Origin of the sequence: Paraburkholderia fungorum (genome assembly GCF_046026025.1) — a bacterium.
GTDB classification, from domain to species: Bacteria; Pseudomonadota; Gammaproteobacteria; order Burkholderiales; family Burkholderiaceae; genus Paraburkholderia; species Paraburkholderia fungorum_E.
The window spans coordinates 133,023-149,651 of sequence record NZ_JAQQFL010000012.1 but is presented as its reverse complement, the minus strand read 5'-3'; the positions used below and the strand labels follow the sequence as shown (position 1 = coordinate 149,651).

Below are 16,629 nucleotides of genomic sequence, written 5' to 3'. Positions count from 1 at the left end.
GATATATTTTGCTCGATTATGATCGTTTTGCAATCGAGCAAGGTGCCGTCATGCAACGAACGCGACAAGACGCAGTGAACGGGCTTCTGCCCGAGGAACGGGAACAGCTGATTCTGGAACGGCTGCGGGCGCAGGGCCGCGTGCTGGCTTCCGAGCTCGCGGCTGAACTCCAGACATCCGAACACACGGTGCGCCGTCACTTGCGCGAACTGGCCGATCAGGGCCATTGCAAACGCGTCTATGGCGGCGCCCTGCTGCTCTCGCCTGCCGCCAAAAGCGCGGCGGTCCGCATGCACGAAGCGGTGGACCGAAAAGCCTGTCTCGCCGTCACCGCTGCGTCGATCGTCCGGCCGAAGCAGATCATTTTGCTGGACACCGGCTCGACCAACGTCGCGATTGCCGCGGCCTTGCCGGACAACGCGGATCTGACCGTCGTGACGAACTCGCCCGAGGCGTGCGCGCGCCTGCTGAACCGGCCCGGATTCGACATCATTCTCATCGGTGGGCGCATCGCTCCGCACGCGGCCGGCTCGACCGGCGCCACCGCCTTGCTGCAGATCCAGCAGATCAAACCCGACCTGTGCTTCCTCGGCACATGCGCGTTCGATCCGGACGAAGGGGTCGCCGCGTGCGAGGCCGAAGAGGCCGAACTCAAACGGGCAATGGTCAACGCCAGCAGCCAGATCGCGATTGCCCTGACATCGGAAAAGCTGATCACCGCCGCACCGTTTTTCGTGGCGCCGGCGCGCGCCGTGGACTATCTGTTCGTCGAAGCGGATGTGACAGCCGAGCGGCGCGCCCTGCTCGAAACGGTCTGCGACAACGTCATGGTGGCGCGCTCATGAACACACTCGACAAACCGTTCATTCAGCCGGACACGAGGCCGCTCAAGGAGCGTGTGGCCACGCTCGGCGTGTTTCTCGCCAATGGGTTCGGGATCGGCGCCTGGGCGGTCGAAGTGCCGCGCATCAAGGAAAGCCTGTCGCTCAGCGACACCTCGCTGGGCATCGCGTTGTTTGCCTTTGCGCTGGGGGCCATCGTGGCGATGCCGCTGGCCGGACAATTGGCGCCGCGCTTCGGCAGCGGCCGGGCCACCGCGCTGCTCGGCGCGGCATTTGTCGTGGTGCTGCCGCTTCCCGCTTTCGCGCCGAACCTGGCGACGCTGTTTATCGTACTGCTCGCGCTCGGCGCAGCGAACGGCGCGCTCGACGTATCGATGAACGGCCACGCCAGCACGATCGAAACGCAATGGAAGTCGCCGATCATGTCGTCGTTTCACGCGTCGTGGAGTGCGGGTGGCCTGCTCGGCGCGGCAACTGGCGCCATGCTGCAGAAAAGCGGTGTCGGCGTGATCGGCGGTCTTATGCTGCCGGACCTGTTCATCGCCGTCCTCATTCTGGCTACCGCGCTGCTTGCGTTGCGCGATCTCGGCCCCCGGGCGGCCGCGTCCTCGAGTGGCTTTGCATGGCCCACGGGCGGCGTCATGAAACTTGCGCTGCTCGCGTTCCTTTGCATGCTGGTGGAAGGCGCGGTGGCCGACTGGAGCGCAGTGTACCTGCGCTCGGCCTTGAACGGCGAGGCCAGCGTCGCCGCGGTCGGCTATTCCGCGTTCGCTTTCTCGATGGCCGCCTGCCGCTTCGTTGGCGACGTCTCCGTGCGCCGCTTCGGTTCGAGCAAGGTGATCGGCCTCGGCGGTCTTCTGGCGGTAGCCGGGTTCACGCTGGTGTTGAGCCTGCCGAGCGTGCTCACGGCATGCGTGGGCTTCGCCATGGTGGGCGTCGGTCTCGCGAATATCGTCCCGGTTATTTTCAGTGCGGCGGGCCGCTCCACCGTTACGCCGGCTATCGGTGTGTCGATGGCGGCCACGGCGGGCTATGCCGGCTTCCTGATCGGGCCGCCGTTGATCGGACTCGGTGCGGGCCTGTTCGGCTTGCGCCTTGCGCTATGCGTGCTCGTCCTGGCCACGCTGATCGTCTGCCTGCTGGGCGGCAAAGCGGTGCGCAGCGCGAGGCTGGCCTAGAACAGGCACGGCATGCGCACGCAGCGGCCAGCTCAGCGCGCCGAACAGCGAACGCGGCTGTGCGCCGTCGTCCAGGCCGGTGGCCGGCCATTCGTGCTTAGCCGGCACCCATAACGTGCCGAACAGGTGATCCCACAGCGGCAGCAGTTGCGTGAAGTTGTGGTCGAAATGCTCGGCACGGTTCGAGTGATGCAGGCGGTGATATTGCGGATTGTTGACCCAGGTCGTGAAGCGGCCCAGGTCGATGCGCAGGTTCATATGCGCGAAGTAATTGCCGAACATGAAAATGAGCGAGGTCACGCCGACAATCCACGGCTCGACCTTGAATAGCACGCCCACCACCGGATAAAGCAGGCAGCCCTTGATGAGCAGTTCGAACCAGTGATGCCGGAAGGTCACGGTGATATTGAACTCGGCGGCGCTATGGTGCAGCGAATGCAGTTTCCACAGTACGGGCCACGCATGCTGCAAGCGGTGAAACGCGTACTCCAGCAGATCGACCGTCAATAGCACGAGCACGATGGAAGCCAGCGCACCCCACCCGCGCGAGGCCAGCACGACCCAGCCGCCGCCGAGCGCATTGACGATCGCGACGCTGGCCATCGCCATCACCGGCCGCATCGCTTCCCCGAGTACCAGATACAGCGCCGCGTAGACAACGTTAAAGCGCTTGCCTGCGCGCGATTGCAGCAATTCGGCCGGCCAGCGCCGTTCCAGCACCGTGCCCACGGTCATCATCGACAGAACGAGCGCGTAACCTTGCAGCCAGTGGCTCGCATGGCCCAGCAATCCGGCAAACGGGCTCGACGCAAACATGTAACTCCCCGGAAAATACGGTGCGGTGCGCTCGATCGCCCGGCCACCCGATCTGGCTGCCATGATCGGGAACAGTTGGTCCGTTGCACGGATCGCCGAAGGCGGCAACCACCGCGGCGCAAGGCGTCAGGACAACGCAAAACATCAGAAGAAAGAGCGAGTTTAACGCGATCTTGGCAGCCTGGTCCGCAGCGCGCAAGTGTCGTTTGGTGGGCAGATTCCCGGTATGAATCCGCATCAAGCAACGTGGCGGCTTCGCTGCACACGCGCTCACGGCGCTTGTGACTCAATACTCCACAAGGATGGTGACGCGGCGATTCGCAGCCCGCGCGGCCACGTCGTCGCCGATGATCAGCGGAAAATTATCCGCCCTGCCGATAGCGGCCATTCTGTGCGGTTCGATTCCCCTGTCCGCAAAAAATCGAACCACGGCGCCGGCCCGTGCCGACGACAACTCCCAGTTGGATTCATACTTCGCGGTCGAGATCGGCACACTGTCGGTGTGGCCCTCGACGAGGATGTTGTTTTTCGAGCGTTCGCGCAACGCCCCGGCAATCTGCTCCAGCACGCCGAAAGATTGCGGCAGGAGATGCGCGTCCCCCGAGTTGAAAAGCACTTTGGCGTTGATGGCGATTTCCACGCCCTGTGAGGCATTCGAAATCTTAATTTGCCGGTTGTCCTGGAGCGGCGCCAGCGAGGCAAGCAGTTGCTGCCTTGCCGCATCGCGCGCACCTGGCGCGACGACGGGAACATAGGCGCTGCCGGCAGCCGTTTGTTCCGTTTTCACCTCGCGATGCTCCAGCATCCTGATCTCGAGCTCGCGGCTTTTTGCCAACTGCAACGCATAGAGCGCAAGGAACAACACCATCAGCGTGGTGACGAGATCCGCATAGGAAATCAGCCAGCGCCCGGACTGCGCGTCACCTTCGCCGTCAGCGTCGTAGTCGCCGTCGTAATGGCCGCGCCGATAGCCGGTTTTGTCCGCCGCAAGGCGCTTGTTGCCCGAAGAGGTGCTTATGCTCGACACGTCTGTTTCCGAATTGCGTTTGAATGAGCGCCTGGCGCGCTGCCGCTCGCCGGTGGAGGCCGATCAGCCCAGCAACTCCGCCGACCTTTCCCGAATGTCGCCCGCCAGCCGTGTTTCGATCGTATGGGGCGACTCCTTGCGCGAAATCGCGAGCAAGCCATCGAGGTACAACCGCCTGAAGCGCAATTCGCTGTCCACCTGCGCCCGTATCTTTCCGTACAGCGGCAGAAACACCAGATTCGCCAATGCGAGACCGTACAGCGTGGCCACAAATGCGACGGCAATCCCTTGCCCGAGTTGCGCCGGTTCGAGCATATGGCCGGTGACCTGAATCAGGCCGAGCACCGCCCCCAGAATGCCGAACGTCGGCGCATAGCCACCCGCCTGCTGCCATATCCTTGCGGCCGCCATGTGATTGCGCTCATAGGCATCCAGTTCTCGTTGCAAGGCGTCTTCGAGCACGGCAGTCGACACCCCGTTGGCCAGCAACTCCAGCCCGCGTTTGGCAAATGGGTTGATGCCGCCCGCCTCGATCACCTCGATCGACTCGAACACGAGCATGCCGTTCAGCTTCGCCTGATCGCCCCACTCCAACAGGACCGACAAACTTTCCCGATCGACCTGCCTTGCCTTCACAAAGGCGAGCCGCAGTTGCTTGATGCCGTCATGGAATCTGGCCCACGTGTTCTGGATCATCACGGCACCGAACGTGCCGCCCAATACGATGACAAACGCCTCCAACTGAAACAGCGAGGTGAAGTGCCCACCCTCGAGCGAAAATCCGGCCACGATGGCCGTCACGCCAAACAGGGCGCCAAATAGCGTCAAAAGATCCATACTTCCTCTCGAACGGCTGCCCCAGTCAGCGGATCGGACCTGAACACGGTCCGCTGTCCGGGCAACGGGAGTCAAGCATCCACATTGGAAAGCGGCACCGCCGTAGCGGCCGACGATTTGATCGTGCGTACGGTCTCGATGAATCGCTCCTCGATCTCGGCGATCTCCAGCGGGTCGATCTTGATCTCACGGCGCATGACCCACGACACCTCCTTCTTGCGCGCCTCGGTCATCACCGAGAACAGGCGATCGGAGATCGGCTCACCGGTCACCGCGGCGAGCAATTTCGCGAGGTCATAGGTGTCGAAAGCGCTCACGGCTTCGAACAGGGTTCGCTGGTCGACAAACTCCAGATCGGTCAGTGACTTGAGCTCGCTCGTGCCACGCGGACTGCGCCTGGAAAAATACGTGATGCCCTTTTCCTCGACGTAGTTCAATACCCGGGTCTTGCGAAACGCGAAGACGTCTTCGGCAATTTCGGCGTGCGAGAGCTTGTTGAGGATCAGAGTCTTCTCGACGCCGATCAGGGCTTCCAGATCGGCCAGCTCGATCAGTTCCAGTTCGCTGTTGATCGACACATCGAGATCGTGGTCCGCCACCTGCTGAGCCCGTTCCGTGATGCGCACCGGATCGAAGGTCACGAGTTGACGCCCCGCTGCGCCGTCTTGCGCCGAATAGCGGGCCGACAGCGTGCTCAGGCGATCGGAGCGGCCCGGTTCGAGCGTCACGAGGTTGAGCTTCTCCATGCGCTTGAGCATCGCCATCACGTGCGGACGGGAATGACCGGCAATCGCATGGCACTTCTTGATGACTTCAGGCAGTGGCACCGAGCACTCTTCCCCTTGAGCGCGGCGCGTGCGGCCGTCCGCCCGCTCCGTGTTATCGATTCCCGCCATTAGCGACAGCACATGCGCGTACGAGAGCACACCTGGCAGAAAATCGGCATGCGTATTAGTGGCGAGGACATCGTCCTTTTTCTTCACGCGTCGAATCATGGTGCGCACGATATGGCGCAAGAGCGGCGATACGCGTTCGAGTTCTTCTTCCACGACGCCGGCCGCGATCACGGTCAATTGACAGAAGCTGATGGCTCTCGCGGTGTGCGCGCGTGGTTCGGCAGGCAACAAGGATGCTTCGCCAAAAAATTCGCCCTTGCCTAGCGTGGCCAGAACAACCTTCTTTTCGTCGCATTGCGTGGAGATTTCGACTTTGCCGTCTGCGATCACGTAGATGACGGCGTCGCCTGCGAAGCCTTCGGCATAGATGACTTCACCTGGAGCCGCTGCGCGCGACCATGGCGATCGTTGGTGATTCAAGTTCGTTCCCCCGAAGAGCTATTGCCATGTGCATCCCGCGTCTTCATGCGGCGCGGGTATGTACGATGGTCCTGACTTATTTGACTGGATAACGACATGCAAAACGCAAATCTTTAACCTGACAAATCGTCAGACCAATAGCCACAACGGCGCAAACGTTTGGCGAACCAACCGCCGTGATTACGCCCTGCCTTCACTATGCTCGCGATGTTCCACGCCGCCGCTGCAAAACCGGACTCCACTTCACCGGGCTAAAGCCTGCTTGCAACGCAGCCGGCAGCTCTCGCACTTCAGGCTGCCGGGTGACACGGAAAGTGAACACTGCCTGGGCCGTCGGTTAATTCCCCGTGCCCGCATAGGCGGCGTTCAGCGCGGCGACGTCGAGCTTCACCATTTTCATCATGGCCTCGGCCACGCGCCGGGCCTTTTCTGGATCGGGGTCAGCCATCATCCGGATCTGATCGGTTGGCGTGATCTGCCATGAGACGCCGAAGCGGTCTTTCAGCCAGCCACATGCTTCGGGCGAACCGCCACCTTCGAGAAGCGCGTTCCAGTAGCGATCAAGTTCCGCCTGATCGTCACAGCTCACCATCAGGGAGATCGCGTGGTTGAACGTGTCAGGTCCCGAGGCGCTCATCGCGATGAAGGGTTGGCCGAAGAGAACAAACTCGACGACCTTCGTGGAGCCCGCACTCGGCACGGCCGTGACCCGGGTGACGCGTGAGTCCGGAAAAATACTCGCATAGAAAGCTGCGGCCTCCTCAGCTTGCGTGGAGTACCAAAGAAAAGGGGTGATCTTTTGAATCGTCATGGCAAATCTCCTGGCAGTATGGGCGAAATACGGAGGCAAACCGCGTGCCACCACTGAGACGACGAAGGAAGATGATCAAAATCGACACCGCGAGAAAAAAGGTTTCGCTTTGTCCCCGCCCGATGCCATATGACCCCGGTCGACCCGCGGTCCATGCTACCTGCTATCGGTTCTCGTCGAGCTGCCCCGCCGAAGGTACTTGCACATTCTGCGGCGCCGGTGTTCGCCGGCATTCGCGGGCGATGCTCCGTCTTCGCTCAGCCCCCCGCGCCCATGCGCAATCGTTCCAGCAATTCACGGCCCTGACGGGTGTGTTGCAGCGTCGATCCTTGCGGACCACGCTGCCGTATTTCAACGAGCGCGTAACGGCGCAAAGCCAGCACGTCCGGATCGAAAGTTTCCAGGCGCTCGTCCGTGTCGCCAAGCAGCATGAGTGTCGCGAGTTCGTGATGGCTAAGCATCGGGCACCTCCATTGATCGATACATGAGCGATGGGGATATCCTGGACACGTGACACTACAGTTCGGCTACGGTTGTGTTTCGGTGGATTACCTGCAGCGTCGTAAGCGTCGGCGGCAATCCGTTGCCACGCCCTGCGGTAGAAGTGCTGCGCGAGGTGGGTGAGTAAAGCGGCGCAACATTGTTCGCGCGCCGCGTAATTGGGGTCCAGGTGCGGATCGCGAAACCGGCGGGTCGGGTGTGCGGCCGGCCACGCCGTCATTCAGTTTTATAGTTTTATGGCTCGGCGTCAGCTATCTGCCCAAAGCGTGCCTGAACCACACGGTCATACGCGGCGCGCTCGGCATGATTCAGACGCGCCGGCGCTACCGCCTGTCTCATACGTCGCGATGCATCGGGCGGAGCAGCCACATTCACTCAATACCGACATCGCGCGGCTCGCCGCGCAGTGCTGCGATTTCAGTTCGAACCTGCTCGATCCGGGCCGGGTCTGAGCGAGACCGCGGCCTTTGTGAGCCATGCGTGCGGCATGGCGCCTCAAGGCAACGTGATCGGCACGGGGCGCGTCAGCAGGTCGACGTAGAGGCTGAAGAACCGGTTGTTGTCGAACTGCGTGACATAGGTGATCTTGTTCGGTGAGGCGCCCGGCGCGGGTTGGCCAGGGTAGACCATCACGTGCCCCTGATCCTCGCCGCTCGTGGTGTCGATGTCCAGGTAGGCGCTTTTCGTTTGCGTGGCATACGTCGGATCCATGAAATAGGCGATCGTCAGCGTGTCGAACAGATGAGTGTTATCGCCGAACGAACCCGCATTGACGATTCCGTACGCCCGGGTGACCGCCGTCTGCTTGTTCGGGTTGTTGACGATCTGATCGAAAATGCTCTGCGTGAGCGGCACCGTATCCGTGACGTCGAGCGGAATGACGGCCTGCGGAATCGTCGTTTGAAGCACCGTGCGTACGGCAAGCGGATCAAACCACCAGTTCAGTTCACCCACGGCGTTCGCATTGCCCGGCACCCCCATCGCTCCGCCCATGTAGACGATCTGTTTGATCAGCGGCACGATCTCCGGCGCCTTCATGATGGCCATGGCGAGATTGGTGGGCGGCCCCACCTCGAGAATGGTGACCTGATTCGGATAGCGCTTGATGGTCTGGATCATGAAATCCGCGGCGCTTTGCGCCTGCAGCTTCGTCGACACTGCAAAGCCATCAGGCGGCGCAACAAGCTGCGACTGCTGGGTCGGTTCCGGCCGGCTCCACGCGCCGAAATAGCCTTGCGGGTTGGCGGCCTGCTGCGCACGAATGCTCGCTACATCGTATTGCAATGGATGGTCCGCTCCGCCGTAGACCCCCACCACGTTCTGCACGCCCATGCGCTCCACGGCCTTCAGTGCATCCGCTTCTTCCTGAAGCAGCCAGTCGTTGCCGGTCACGACCGTCAGCCCGAGCAGGTTGACCTTGCCCTGCCCCATCAACTGCGTGGTCATGGCGAACAACTGGCCGTCGTCGCCCATCGTGTTGAAATCCGAATCGATGATGACCTTCGGCGCGTTGGCGAGCGGATCGGTGGCCGTCACGTTGCCGCCACATCCGGCAAGGACCAGCACGGTCATAAGGATGCCTATATATTGTGATTTCATGTTTCGCCCATTTATTCCAGTAGAGATCGCGATTAAACCAAAGAAACACCATCCGGAGATGGTGTCGGTCATTCAACGTCAAACTACCCAGAGTTGCCGGTCGAACTACTTCCTGTCACAACAGGCATCCACTTCACGCCGCGTTGTCGACTTCCGCGCGAGTCGGGATCGACGGCTGCGCACCGGCGCGCGTGACGGAAATCGAAGCCGCGCGTTGCGCGAGGCTGATCGCGCCTTCCAGCGGCTGGCGCGCGGCGAGTTGCGCGGCAAAGACACCGATAAAGGTATCGCCGGCCGCGGTCGTATCGACCGCCCGCACCTGCGGCGCCGGAAAATGCATGCCTTCGCCGCCTTCCGGCAACAGGTAAGCGCCTTGTGAACCGAGCGTGACGATCACGTGGCGGGCGCCGCCGCGTTGCAACTCCAGCGCCGCCCTGCGGGCGCCGCTTTGCGATTCGACCGGCAGGCCCGCGAGGATCCCCGCTTCAACCTCGTTCGGCACCAGATAGTCGACGAGCGGCAACCATTCCGTGGGGAGCGGGCCGGTTGCCGGCGCCGGGTTCAGCACGGTGATCTTGCCCAGCCGCCGGGCCAGCGCGAGTGTGGCGTGGACGGAATCCCAGGGCGTTTCCAGTTGGCACACCACGACGTCGCTAGCCTTGATCGCCGCTTCATGCCGCGTGACGCTCTCGGGGGTAAGTTCGCCATTACTGCCCGCGACCACCACGATGGTGTTCTGCCCGTCGTCCGACACCGTGACCATCGCCACACCGGTGGGCTGTGCCGGGTCGACTTCGATACCCGCGCAGTCGATACCCTCGGCCTCCAGATCCTGGACCCGCTGCGCGCCGTTCGCGTCCTTCCCCACCCGTCCGATCATCGCCACACGCGCGCCGATGCGGGCGGCCGCCACCGCCTGGTTGCCACCCTTACCGCCGGCAACCTGCGAGAATTCATGTCCGCCGATCGTCTCGCCGGGCCGCGGCAGATGCGGGGCACGGGCGACCAGGTCGGTATTGATGCTGCCCACCACGAGTACGCGGCCCTGCTTCACTTCTTTCGACACTTTCACTCTCCTGCTGACCCGCCATGCGTGGTCGCCAATGGTCAATTATGCGGCGCGACGCCGGCTTCTGTAGGTATCCAGCACGACGGCCACCACGATGACGGCCCCCGTGATAATGCGCTTGGTCGGCTCAGTCGCGCCGATCTGGGCCAGACCCGCGGCCAGCACCGAGATGATCAACACGCCAAAGAACGTGCTGATCACCGAGCCGCGCCCGCCCATCAAACTCGTGCCGCCGATCACCACGGCCGCGATCACCTGCAACTCGATCCCCGAACCGGCATTCGGGTCGGCCGCCTCGAGCCGCGAAATCTGGAACAGGGACGCGAGGCCGGCTAACAGCCCCATCAGCGCGAATACGGCAACCTTGTAGGGCCGCGGGTTGACGCCCGCGAGACGCACCGCTTCCTCGTTGGTGCCGATGCCCACCAGATAGCGGCCGAACACCGTGCGGGTCAGCACCCACTGCGCGGCGATCATCACGACGATCGCAATCAGGAACGCGGGAGAAATGCCGAACGCAATCGGGTTGGACAGGAAATCGAACGCATCGCCGATATAAGCCGTGCGGGAATTGGTCAACTGATACGCGAGACCGCGGGCCGCCTCGAGCACGCCCAGCGACACGATGAACGAAGGAATCCGCCAGGCTACGGTAATCGCGCCGGTCACGCAACCGGTCAAGGCCGCGCCCGCCATGCCGAGCAAGGCTGCGGGCAAGGCCGGCCAATGCCACTGCAAGGCCGCGACGCTGGTGAGCGCCGCGCCGAGCGCCAGCACGGAGCCCACCGACAGGTCGATCCCGGCGATGATCAGCACGAAGGTCATGCCGACCGACATCACGACCAGATCGGGAATCTGATTCGCGATCGTGCTGAAGGTGTCGTAGCTCAGGAAGTGCGAACTCAGAAACGAGAACAGGACGATCATCCCGAGCAGCGCGCCGAGCAGGCCGAGGTAGTTCGAGAAACCAAGACGCGTGCCGATCGGCTTCGCGTCTTTGGGCGGTTCGTTCTGCAACGTAGGCAGGCTGGTTGGTGCGGTCATGCTTCAATACTCCACAGATTTTTTGTGGGGCGCCCTCGCGTGGGGCGCCGGGACGTCGGGCGTTGGCTGATCGGGCGACGCTGCGTCGGGTTCGATCGGATCGTGCAGCAACGCGTCGCGATTCGTGTAGCCCGCGAACGCCGCGGCAAGCAGCGCGTCCTGGGTCCAGTTGCCGCGCTCGAACAGGCCTGTGATCCGGCCAGCCGACATGACCGCGATCCGGTCGCAAATCGACATCAACTCACGCAGATCGCTCGACACCACCACCAACGCGCGGCCTTCCCGCGCAAGCGCACCCATCAACGCATAGATATCGAACTTGGCGCCGACGTCGATGCCGCGGGTGGGCTCGTCGAACAGCAACACCGTGCAATCGCGCGCGAGCCAGCGCCCGATCACCACCTTCTGCTGGTTGCCGCCGGAGAGTTCAGACACCGGTTGCGCCGGCCCCGAGCTGCGGATGCTCATCGCATCGATCTGTTTGCGCGCCAGCGCCGCCTCGCGACGGCCATCCACCACCCCGTTCTTCGACACGGCGCCCAGATGGCCGAGCGAGATATTGGCGGCAATGGGCTGCGTGAGCAGGAGGCCCTCGCCTTTGCGATCCTCGGTAATCAGCGCGATACCGTTCTTCACGGCGTCCACGGGCGACGAAACCTTCACGGGTTCGAGCGGACCGCCGCCGTGCGCAATCGACACCGTGCCGGCATCCGCGCGATCGGCCCCGTAAATGAGCCGCATCAATTCCGTGCGGCCCGCGCCGATCAAGCCGCTGATGCCGAAAATTTCGCCTGCCTTCACGTCGAAGGACACATCGCGCACGGCCGGCTCGCGGGTCATGCCCGTGACCTTGAAAGCCACGTCGCCAATCCGCCGTTCGCCGAGATCGATCCGCTCGCCGATATCGCGCCCAACCATCAGCGTGACCAGACGGTCGGCCGACAGATTGGCCATGTCGTCGACGTGGACGAGCCGCCCGTCGCGCAGTACCGCGGCGCGCCGCGCGATACGCCGCAACTCTTCCAGCCGGTGCGAGATATACACCAGCGCCACGCCACGTGACTTGAGCCGCTCGACCTGCTCGAACAGCAGGTCCACCTCGCGGGCGGTCAGCATTGCGGTGGGTTCGTCGAGAATCAGCACGCGGCAATCGCCGATCAGGTTGCGCGCGATCTCGACCATCTGCTGATGGCCGATGCCCAGCGTGCCCACCAGCGTATCGGGGTGAATCGCGTCGAGCCCGACTTGCGCCATGGCGTGCCGGGCGTCCTCGCGCAGCTTCGCGCGGTCGATCCGGCCGAACAGGCCGCGCTGCGGCAAGCGGTTCAGGAACAGATTCTCCGCCACCGAGAGCGTCGGCAGCAGGTTCAGCTCCTGCATGACCATGCGCACGCCGAGCGCCTCGGCGTCCTTGCGACTGGCCGGCGTGTAAGCCACGCCGCCCAGCGTCATCGAGCCGGTGGTCGGCGTGACGAGACCGCCGACGATCTTGGACAAGGTGCTCTTGCCCGCGCCGTTCTCGCCGGTCAGCGCCAGCACTTCGCCGGCGTACAGTTCCAGCGAGATATCGGCAAGCACCGGGCCGGCGTAGGTCTTGCCAATGCCGCGCACGCTCAGCACGGGCGGGACATCGGTGAGAGATAGGATGGGAGTAGACATCAGATCGATAAAGCGGGACAAAGATCAGGCAGCGTAGCCCGTCATGCAAGACGGGCCACGCGTTTTGCCAGTCTTACTTGGTGACCAGATCGACAGGCGTTTCGACGACGCCCGACAATTCCGACTGCTTCTTGTGGTCGGCGATTGCCTTCAAAGCCGTATCGATACCGAATACGGCCTGCTTGGCGGCGTACTGATTGGCGGTGGCGAGGACGCGGCCGTCGGCCAGCATCGGCTTGATCGCGTCGATGTCGTCGTAGCCCACCACCTGCACCTTGCCTGCCTTGCCTGCCGCGCGCACCGCCGAGACCGCGCCGATTGCCATGTTGTCATTGCCGCACAGCAGCGCCTTGACGTCCGGGTTGGCATTGAGAATCTGGCTCGCGACGGCGTTGCCCTTGTCGATTTCCCACTCGCCCGATTGCAGCGAGACCACCTTCATGCCGCCCGTCGCCATGGCCTGCTTGAAGCCGGCCGTGCGTTGCTGCGCGTTGGTGGTGGTCGAGACGCCTTCAATAATGGCGACGTTGTCGCCCGACTTGAGGTGCTTGGCCAGATAATCGCCGACCTTCTGCGCGCCCTTCGCGTTATCCGGGCCGACGAACGGAATGTTCATGTCCTTCGACTTGAGCACGCCCGGATCCAGCTGGTTATCGATGTTGACCACGATAATGCCGGCGTCGACCGCTTTCTTGAGAACCGGTACCAGCGCCTTGGAATCGGCCGGTGCGATCACGAGTGCGTCGACCTTCGAGACGATCATCTGCTCGACGATGCGAATCTGGTTAGCCGTATCGGTCTCGTCTTTAATCCCGTTTGTGATGAGATCGAACTTCGTGGGGTTCTGCTTCTGATAGTTTTTCGCGCCGGTTTCCATGGTCAGGAAAAACTCGTTCGCCAACGACTTCATCACCAGCGCGACCTTCGGCTTGTGAGCGGCCTGGGCGAACGCTGAGGGCATCGGCAGAATCGATACGGCGAGGAATGCCGCACTGGCTACGATGGCGCGACGGCGCGCCAGTTGGAAATGACGAATCATTAATGTCTCCTTTTTGCTCGTTCGGTCTACGTACTGATAGCCGTTGAGTCGCGTGATGGGCAGGTTCGCCACACTTGCCGCCGCTGCCGGTGAAACCCTCGGGTTTGCTTGCCAGATGCTGGGACGAGTACGGCCAGGTCCAATGCTATCCTCGCGATCCACGTTATGCTATGCCCAATTTCAAAATCGATCGTTACAAAAATGGAACACGTAGACTGGGACGACCTGCGGATTCTGGTGGAGATCGCGCGCGGCGGAACCATGCGGGCCGCCGCAGCGGCCTGCGATCTGAGCGCGCCGACCCTATCGCGGCGCCTGACCGAGCTTGAGCGGCGGCTGGGCGAGCCGCTCGTCGACCGGGTGCCATCGGGCTGCACGATGACGGCTTTCGGCGCGCGGGTGCTGGCGTGGGCCGAGCAGATGGAGGATCTCGCCCATCAGATCGAGCGCGCCGCGGACGTGACCGGCGGTGCGGCCGCTCACGGCACGGTGCGGATCAACGCCGTGGAATGGCCGTCTTACATTTTGCTTAAACTGCTCGGCTCGTTCCAGGACCGGCTGCCCGGTCTCGCCATCGAAGTGCTGACTTCACGGCGGCCGTATAGCCTTGCCCGTCGCGAAGCGGACATCGCGCTCTGGTCGGAATGCCCCGATGAGGGCGATCTGTATGTGCGGCGCATCGGCAAGATCCGCTTCGGGCTTTACGGTTCGCGCGACTACTATCTGCGCCATAAGGCAGCGATCGCGAGGAAGGAATGGGACAAGCTGTCGTTCGTCGGCTATGACGACCGGCAGCCCGATCATCCCGCCACCCAATGGCTGAAAACCCTGCCTGGCGCGCCCGCGCCTTCGCTTCGCAGCAGCTATGGCATGGGCGTATTCGACGGCGTGCTGGGCGGCTCCGGGCTCGGCGTGCTGGCTCAACTCGCGGGCGACACCACGAGCGATCTCGTCTGCGTCGAAAAACACCTCAAGGCGCTCGACCAGGACGTATGGATGGTGCTGCATCCCGCCCTGCGCGATAGCGAGCGCATCCGGACTGTGGCCAACCTCATTGCCGAGATTTTTCGCTAGACCGGCGCGTGGGCCGGCGCGTCGAATCCGCCGGCCGGCTACGCGCAAACCGTTGGTCGAAATCGCGCGCGAGCATCCCGACTGAAATTTCGCCAAACCGCGCAAGCAACACGGCTTCGGCCTCACGAACCGTTTCAGACAAACGGGCATTGACGGCTTGCTCGACCAGACATTCCGGGTGATCTTCCGTCAGGAGCTCGGAGAAAATCGGCGGCTCACCGACTGCCCGATAGACGTCCAGTAACGTTAGTTCGTCCAGATTTTTCGACACGATCCAACCGCCCCCGTGCCCTTTCTCGGACTGCACGTAACCCTGATCTCTTAGCCCGGCCAACATTCGCCGCACCACGACGGGGTTCGTGCGCAGCATCTGCGCGATCGCTTCAGATGTCAGCGGACCGTCATGCCGGTCCATATGAATCAGGGCATGCAGCATCCGCGACAGGCGGCTATCCGTTCTCATTCATCGCCTCACGTTCAGGGAGCATGGCGGACGAACCCACTCACGCAACATTCGAAGTTGCGTTAAGTATACCATCGCCCTATCATGCAACTCACGATGTTCCATGAAACGGTTGGCGTCAGTTCGACCATGGCCCTTCGGCCTGGGCATGGGCGCTGGCGCAATACAGAACAGGAGAAAGGAAATGCATACCCAGCATGATGTGATTGTCGTGGGCGGGAGTTTCGCGGGCCTGTCGGCCGCCATGCAACTGGCGCGCGCCAGAAGAAAAGTGCTCGTGATCGACGCAGGATTGCCGCGCAATCGATTTGCCTCGCACGCGCACGGCTTCTTCGGCCAGGATGGCAAGCCGCCTGCCGAGATCATTCGCGAAGCCGCTTCACAGCTCGCGGCCTATCCAACGGTTCAATGGGTCGGCGGCGAGGCGCTCACTGCCCGGCGGGTCGACAACGCCTTCTGTGTCGAACTTCCGGACGGCCGGACCGAATCTGCTGCCCGGCTCATTCTCGCGACGGGCGTGCGAGACGAACTGCCCGCCATAGCGGGCTTGCAGGAACGTTGGGGCACGACGGCATTGCACTGCCCTTATTGTCACGGCTACGAGGTTCAGGATCGTCGTCTCGGCGTGCTGGCCAATCATCCGCTGTCCGCCTATCAGGCGCTTCTCATTCCCGACTGGGGTCCGACAACCTATTTCACTCAGGGCATCTTCGAACCCGACGCGGGGCAACTCGCACATCTGGCCGCGCGCAACGTTCGCATCGAGCGCTCGCCGGTAGTCGAACTGCTCGGTCCAGCGCCGCACCTCGAGGCGCTCAGACTCGCCGATGGACGCGTTGTCGCGATCGACGCGCTGTTCGTCGCGCCCAGGACGCACATGAACAGCACGCTCGCGGAGCAACTCGGATGTGCATTCGATGAAGCTCCGCTGGGCCCCGTCATCAGGGTCGACGACTTGAAGCAGACGACAGTCGAAGGCGTCTACGCAGCGGGCGACATGTCGAACAAGATGACCAACGCGACGTTTGCTTCGGCGGCCGGCGTGACAGCAGGCGTCGGCGCGCATCATTCACTGGTGCCGGAGCTGGCGCAGCACAAGTAAGCAGCATCACGACGCGCCCCTGCGCAAACCCCCACCCCCGCAAACCCATCAAGCCGGCCCAGACTCGGGCCGCCGCTCGCGCATCAAACACGCCCCCCCGCCGTCGCGGATTCACTCGCAGCGCCCTCCATTGGGTTGTCATTTTTGTTTACCGATGTAATGATATAACATTCCTAACGACGAACGACAGCCAGGAAGAACGTCGCCGAGACGGAAACGCATCCACCCAGTGACCAACCCTAAATAAAAAAG

At 62.7% G+C, this 16,629-nt stretch carries 16 protein-coding genes; 4 read left to right on the top strand and 12 right to left on the bottom strand.

Annotation, left to right across the window (positions count from 1 at the left end; all coding sequences use genetic code 11):
• Nucleotides 1-50 precede the first annotated feature (50 nt).
• Together PQR67_RS15695 and PQR67_RS15690 are read left to right on the top strand one after the other, a co-directional pair.
• The gene (locus PQR67_RS15695) at nucleotides 51-845 is read left to right on the top strand and encodes a DeoR/GlpR family DNA-binding transcription regulator (protein ID WP_408460673.1); all 795 of its coding nucleotides are present in this window, start codon (nucleotides 51-53) and stop codon (nucleotides 843-845) included.
• Nucleotides 842-2,020, top strand: a complete 1,179-nt coding sequence (locus PQR67_RS15690) for an MFS transporter (RefSeq protein ID WP_408460670.1) — start codon at nucleotides 842-844, stop codon at nucleotides 2,018-2,020. The genes PQR67_RS15695 and PQR67_RS15690 overlap by 4 nt, the downstream gene beginning before the upstream one ends.
• Here PQR67_RS15690 and PQR67_RS15685 read toward each other — a convergent pair.
• The 11 genes from PQR67_RS15685 to PQR67_RS15635 form a co-directional block, all read right to left on the bottom strand.
• Nucleotides 1,943-2,899 carry a sterol desaturase family protein gene (locus tag PQR67_RS15685; protein WP_408460668.1) on the bottom strand — a complete coding sequence of 319 codons (957 nt, stop codon included), beginning with the start codon at nucleotides 2,897-2,899 and terminating at the stop codon, nucleotides 1,943-1,945. The genes PQR67_RS15690 and PQR67_RS15685 overlap by 78 nt on opposite strands.
• 223 nt (nucleotides 2,900-3,122) lie before the next feature.
• Nucleotides 3,123-3,854, bottom strand: a complete 732-nt coding sequence (locus tag PQR67_RS15680) for an OmpA family protein (protein ID WP_408460830.1) — start codon at nucleotides 3,852-3,854, stop codon at nucleotides 3,123-3,125.
• Between the two features lie 72 nt (nucleotides 3,855-3,926).
• A complete protein-coding gene (locus tag PQR67_RS15675) occupies nucleotides 3,927-4,700 on the bottom strand; it encodes a flagellar motor protein (protein WP_408460665.1) in 774 nt (257 codons plus the stop codon).
• Between the two features lie 71 nt (nucleotides 4,701-4,771).
• Nucleotides 4,772-6,016, bottom strand: coding sequence for a Crp/Fnr family transcriptional regulator (locus PQR67_RS15670; RefSeq protein WP_408460663.1), 1,245 nt, complete (start codon nucleotides 6,014-6,016; stop codon nucleotides 4,772-4,774).
• A 337-nt stretch (nucleotides 6,017-6,353) separates the two neighbouring features.
• A complete protein-coding gene (locus PQR67_RS15665; protein WP_408460661.1) occupies nucleotides 6,354-6,827 on the bottom strand; it encodes a VOC family protein in 474 nt (157 codons plus the stop codon).
• A gap of 257 nt (nucleotides 6,828-7,084) precedes the next feature.
• Nucleotides 7,085-7,288, bottom strand: a complete 204-nt coding sequence (locus PQR67_RS15660; protein WP_408460659.1) for a hypothetical protein — start codon at nucleotides 7,286-7,288, stop codon at nucleotides 7,085-7,087.
• Nucleotides 7,289-7,823: 535 nt separating this feature from the next.
• A complete protein-coding gene (locus tag PQR67_RS15655; RefSeq protein ID WP_408460657.1) occupies nucleotides 7,824-8,900 on the bottom strand; it encodes a nucleoside hydrolase in 1,077 nt (358 codons plus the stop codon).
• 160 nt (nucleotides 8,901-9,060) lie between these two features.
• Nucleotides 9,061-9,993, bottom strand: coding sequence for a ribokinase (rbsK, locus tag PQR67_RS15650; protein ID WP_408460654.1), 933 nt, complete (start codon nucleotides 9,991-9,993; stop codon nucleotides 9,061-9,063).
• A 45-nt stretch (nucleotides 9,994-10,038) separates the two neighbouring features.
• A complete protein-coding gene (locus PQR67_RS15645; protein WP_408460652.1) occupies nucleotides 10,039-11,040 on the bottom strand; it encodes an ABC transporter permease in 1,002 nt (333 codons plus the stop codon).
• A 3-nt stretch (nucleotides 11,041-11,043) separates the two neighbouring features.
• Complete coding sequence (locus PQR67_RS15640; protein ID WP_408460649.1) at nucleotides 11,044-12,699, bottom strand: sugar ABC transporter ATP-binding protein; 1,656 nt, start codon at nucleotides 12,697-12,699, stop codon at nucleotides 11,044-11,046.
• Nucleotides 12,700-12,772: 73 nt separating this feature from the next.
• Nucleotides 12,773-13,738 (bottom strand): sugar ABC transporter substrate-binding protein, encoded by a 966-nt coding sequence (locus tag PQR67_RS15635; RefSeq protein ID WP_408460646.1) that lies wholly within the window; start codon nucleotides 13,736-13,738, stop codon nucleotides 12,773-12,775.
• Between the two features lie 201 nt (nucleotides 13,739-13,939).
• Here PQR67_RS15635 and PQR67_RS15630 point away from each other — a divergent pair, with 201 nt between their 5' ends.
• Entirely contained in the window at nucleotides 13,940-14,812 is an 873-nt protein-coding gene (locus PQR67_RS15630) for a LysR family transcriptional regulator (protein ID WP_408460643.1), read from the top strand.
• On the opposite strand, the gene PQR67_RS15625 is transcribed toward PQR67_RS15630, so the two are convergent.
• Nucleotides 14,790-15,275: an Rrf2 family transcriptional regulator gene (locus tag PQR67_RS15625; RefSeq protein WP_408460641.1), complete on the bottom strand. Its 486-nt coding sequence runs from the start codon at nucleotides 15,273-15,275 to the stop codon at nucleotides 14,790-14,792. The two genes, PQR67_RS15630 and PQR67_RS15625, sit on opposite strands and share 23 nt — an antisense overlap.
• 184 nt (nucleotides 15,276-15,459) lie before the next feature.
• Here PQR67_RS15625 and PQR67_RS15620 point away from each other — a divergent pair, with 184 nt between their 5' ends.
• Nucleotides 15,460-16,377 carry an NAD(P)/FAD-dependent oxidoreductase gene (locus PQR67_RS15620; protein WP_408460638.1) on the top strand — a complete coding sequence of 306 codons (918 nt, stop codon included), beginning with the start codon at nucleotides 15,460-15,462 and terminating at the stop codon, nucleotides 16,375-16,377.
• The last annotated feature ends 252 nt before the right edge of the window (nucleotides 16,378-16,629 follow it).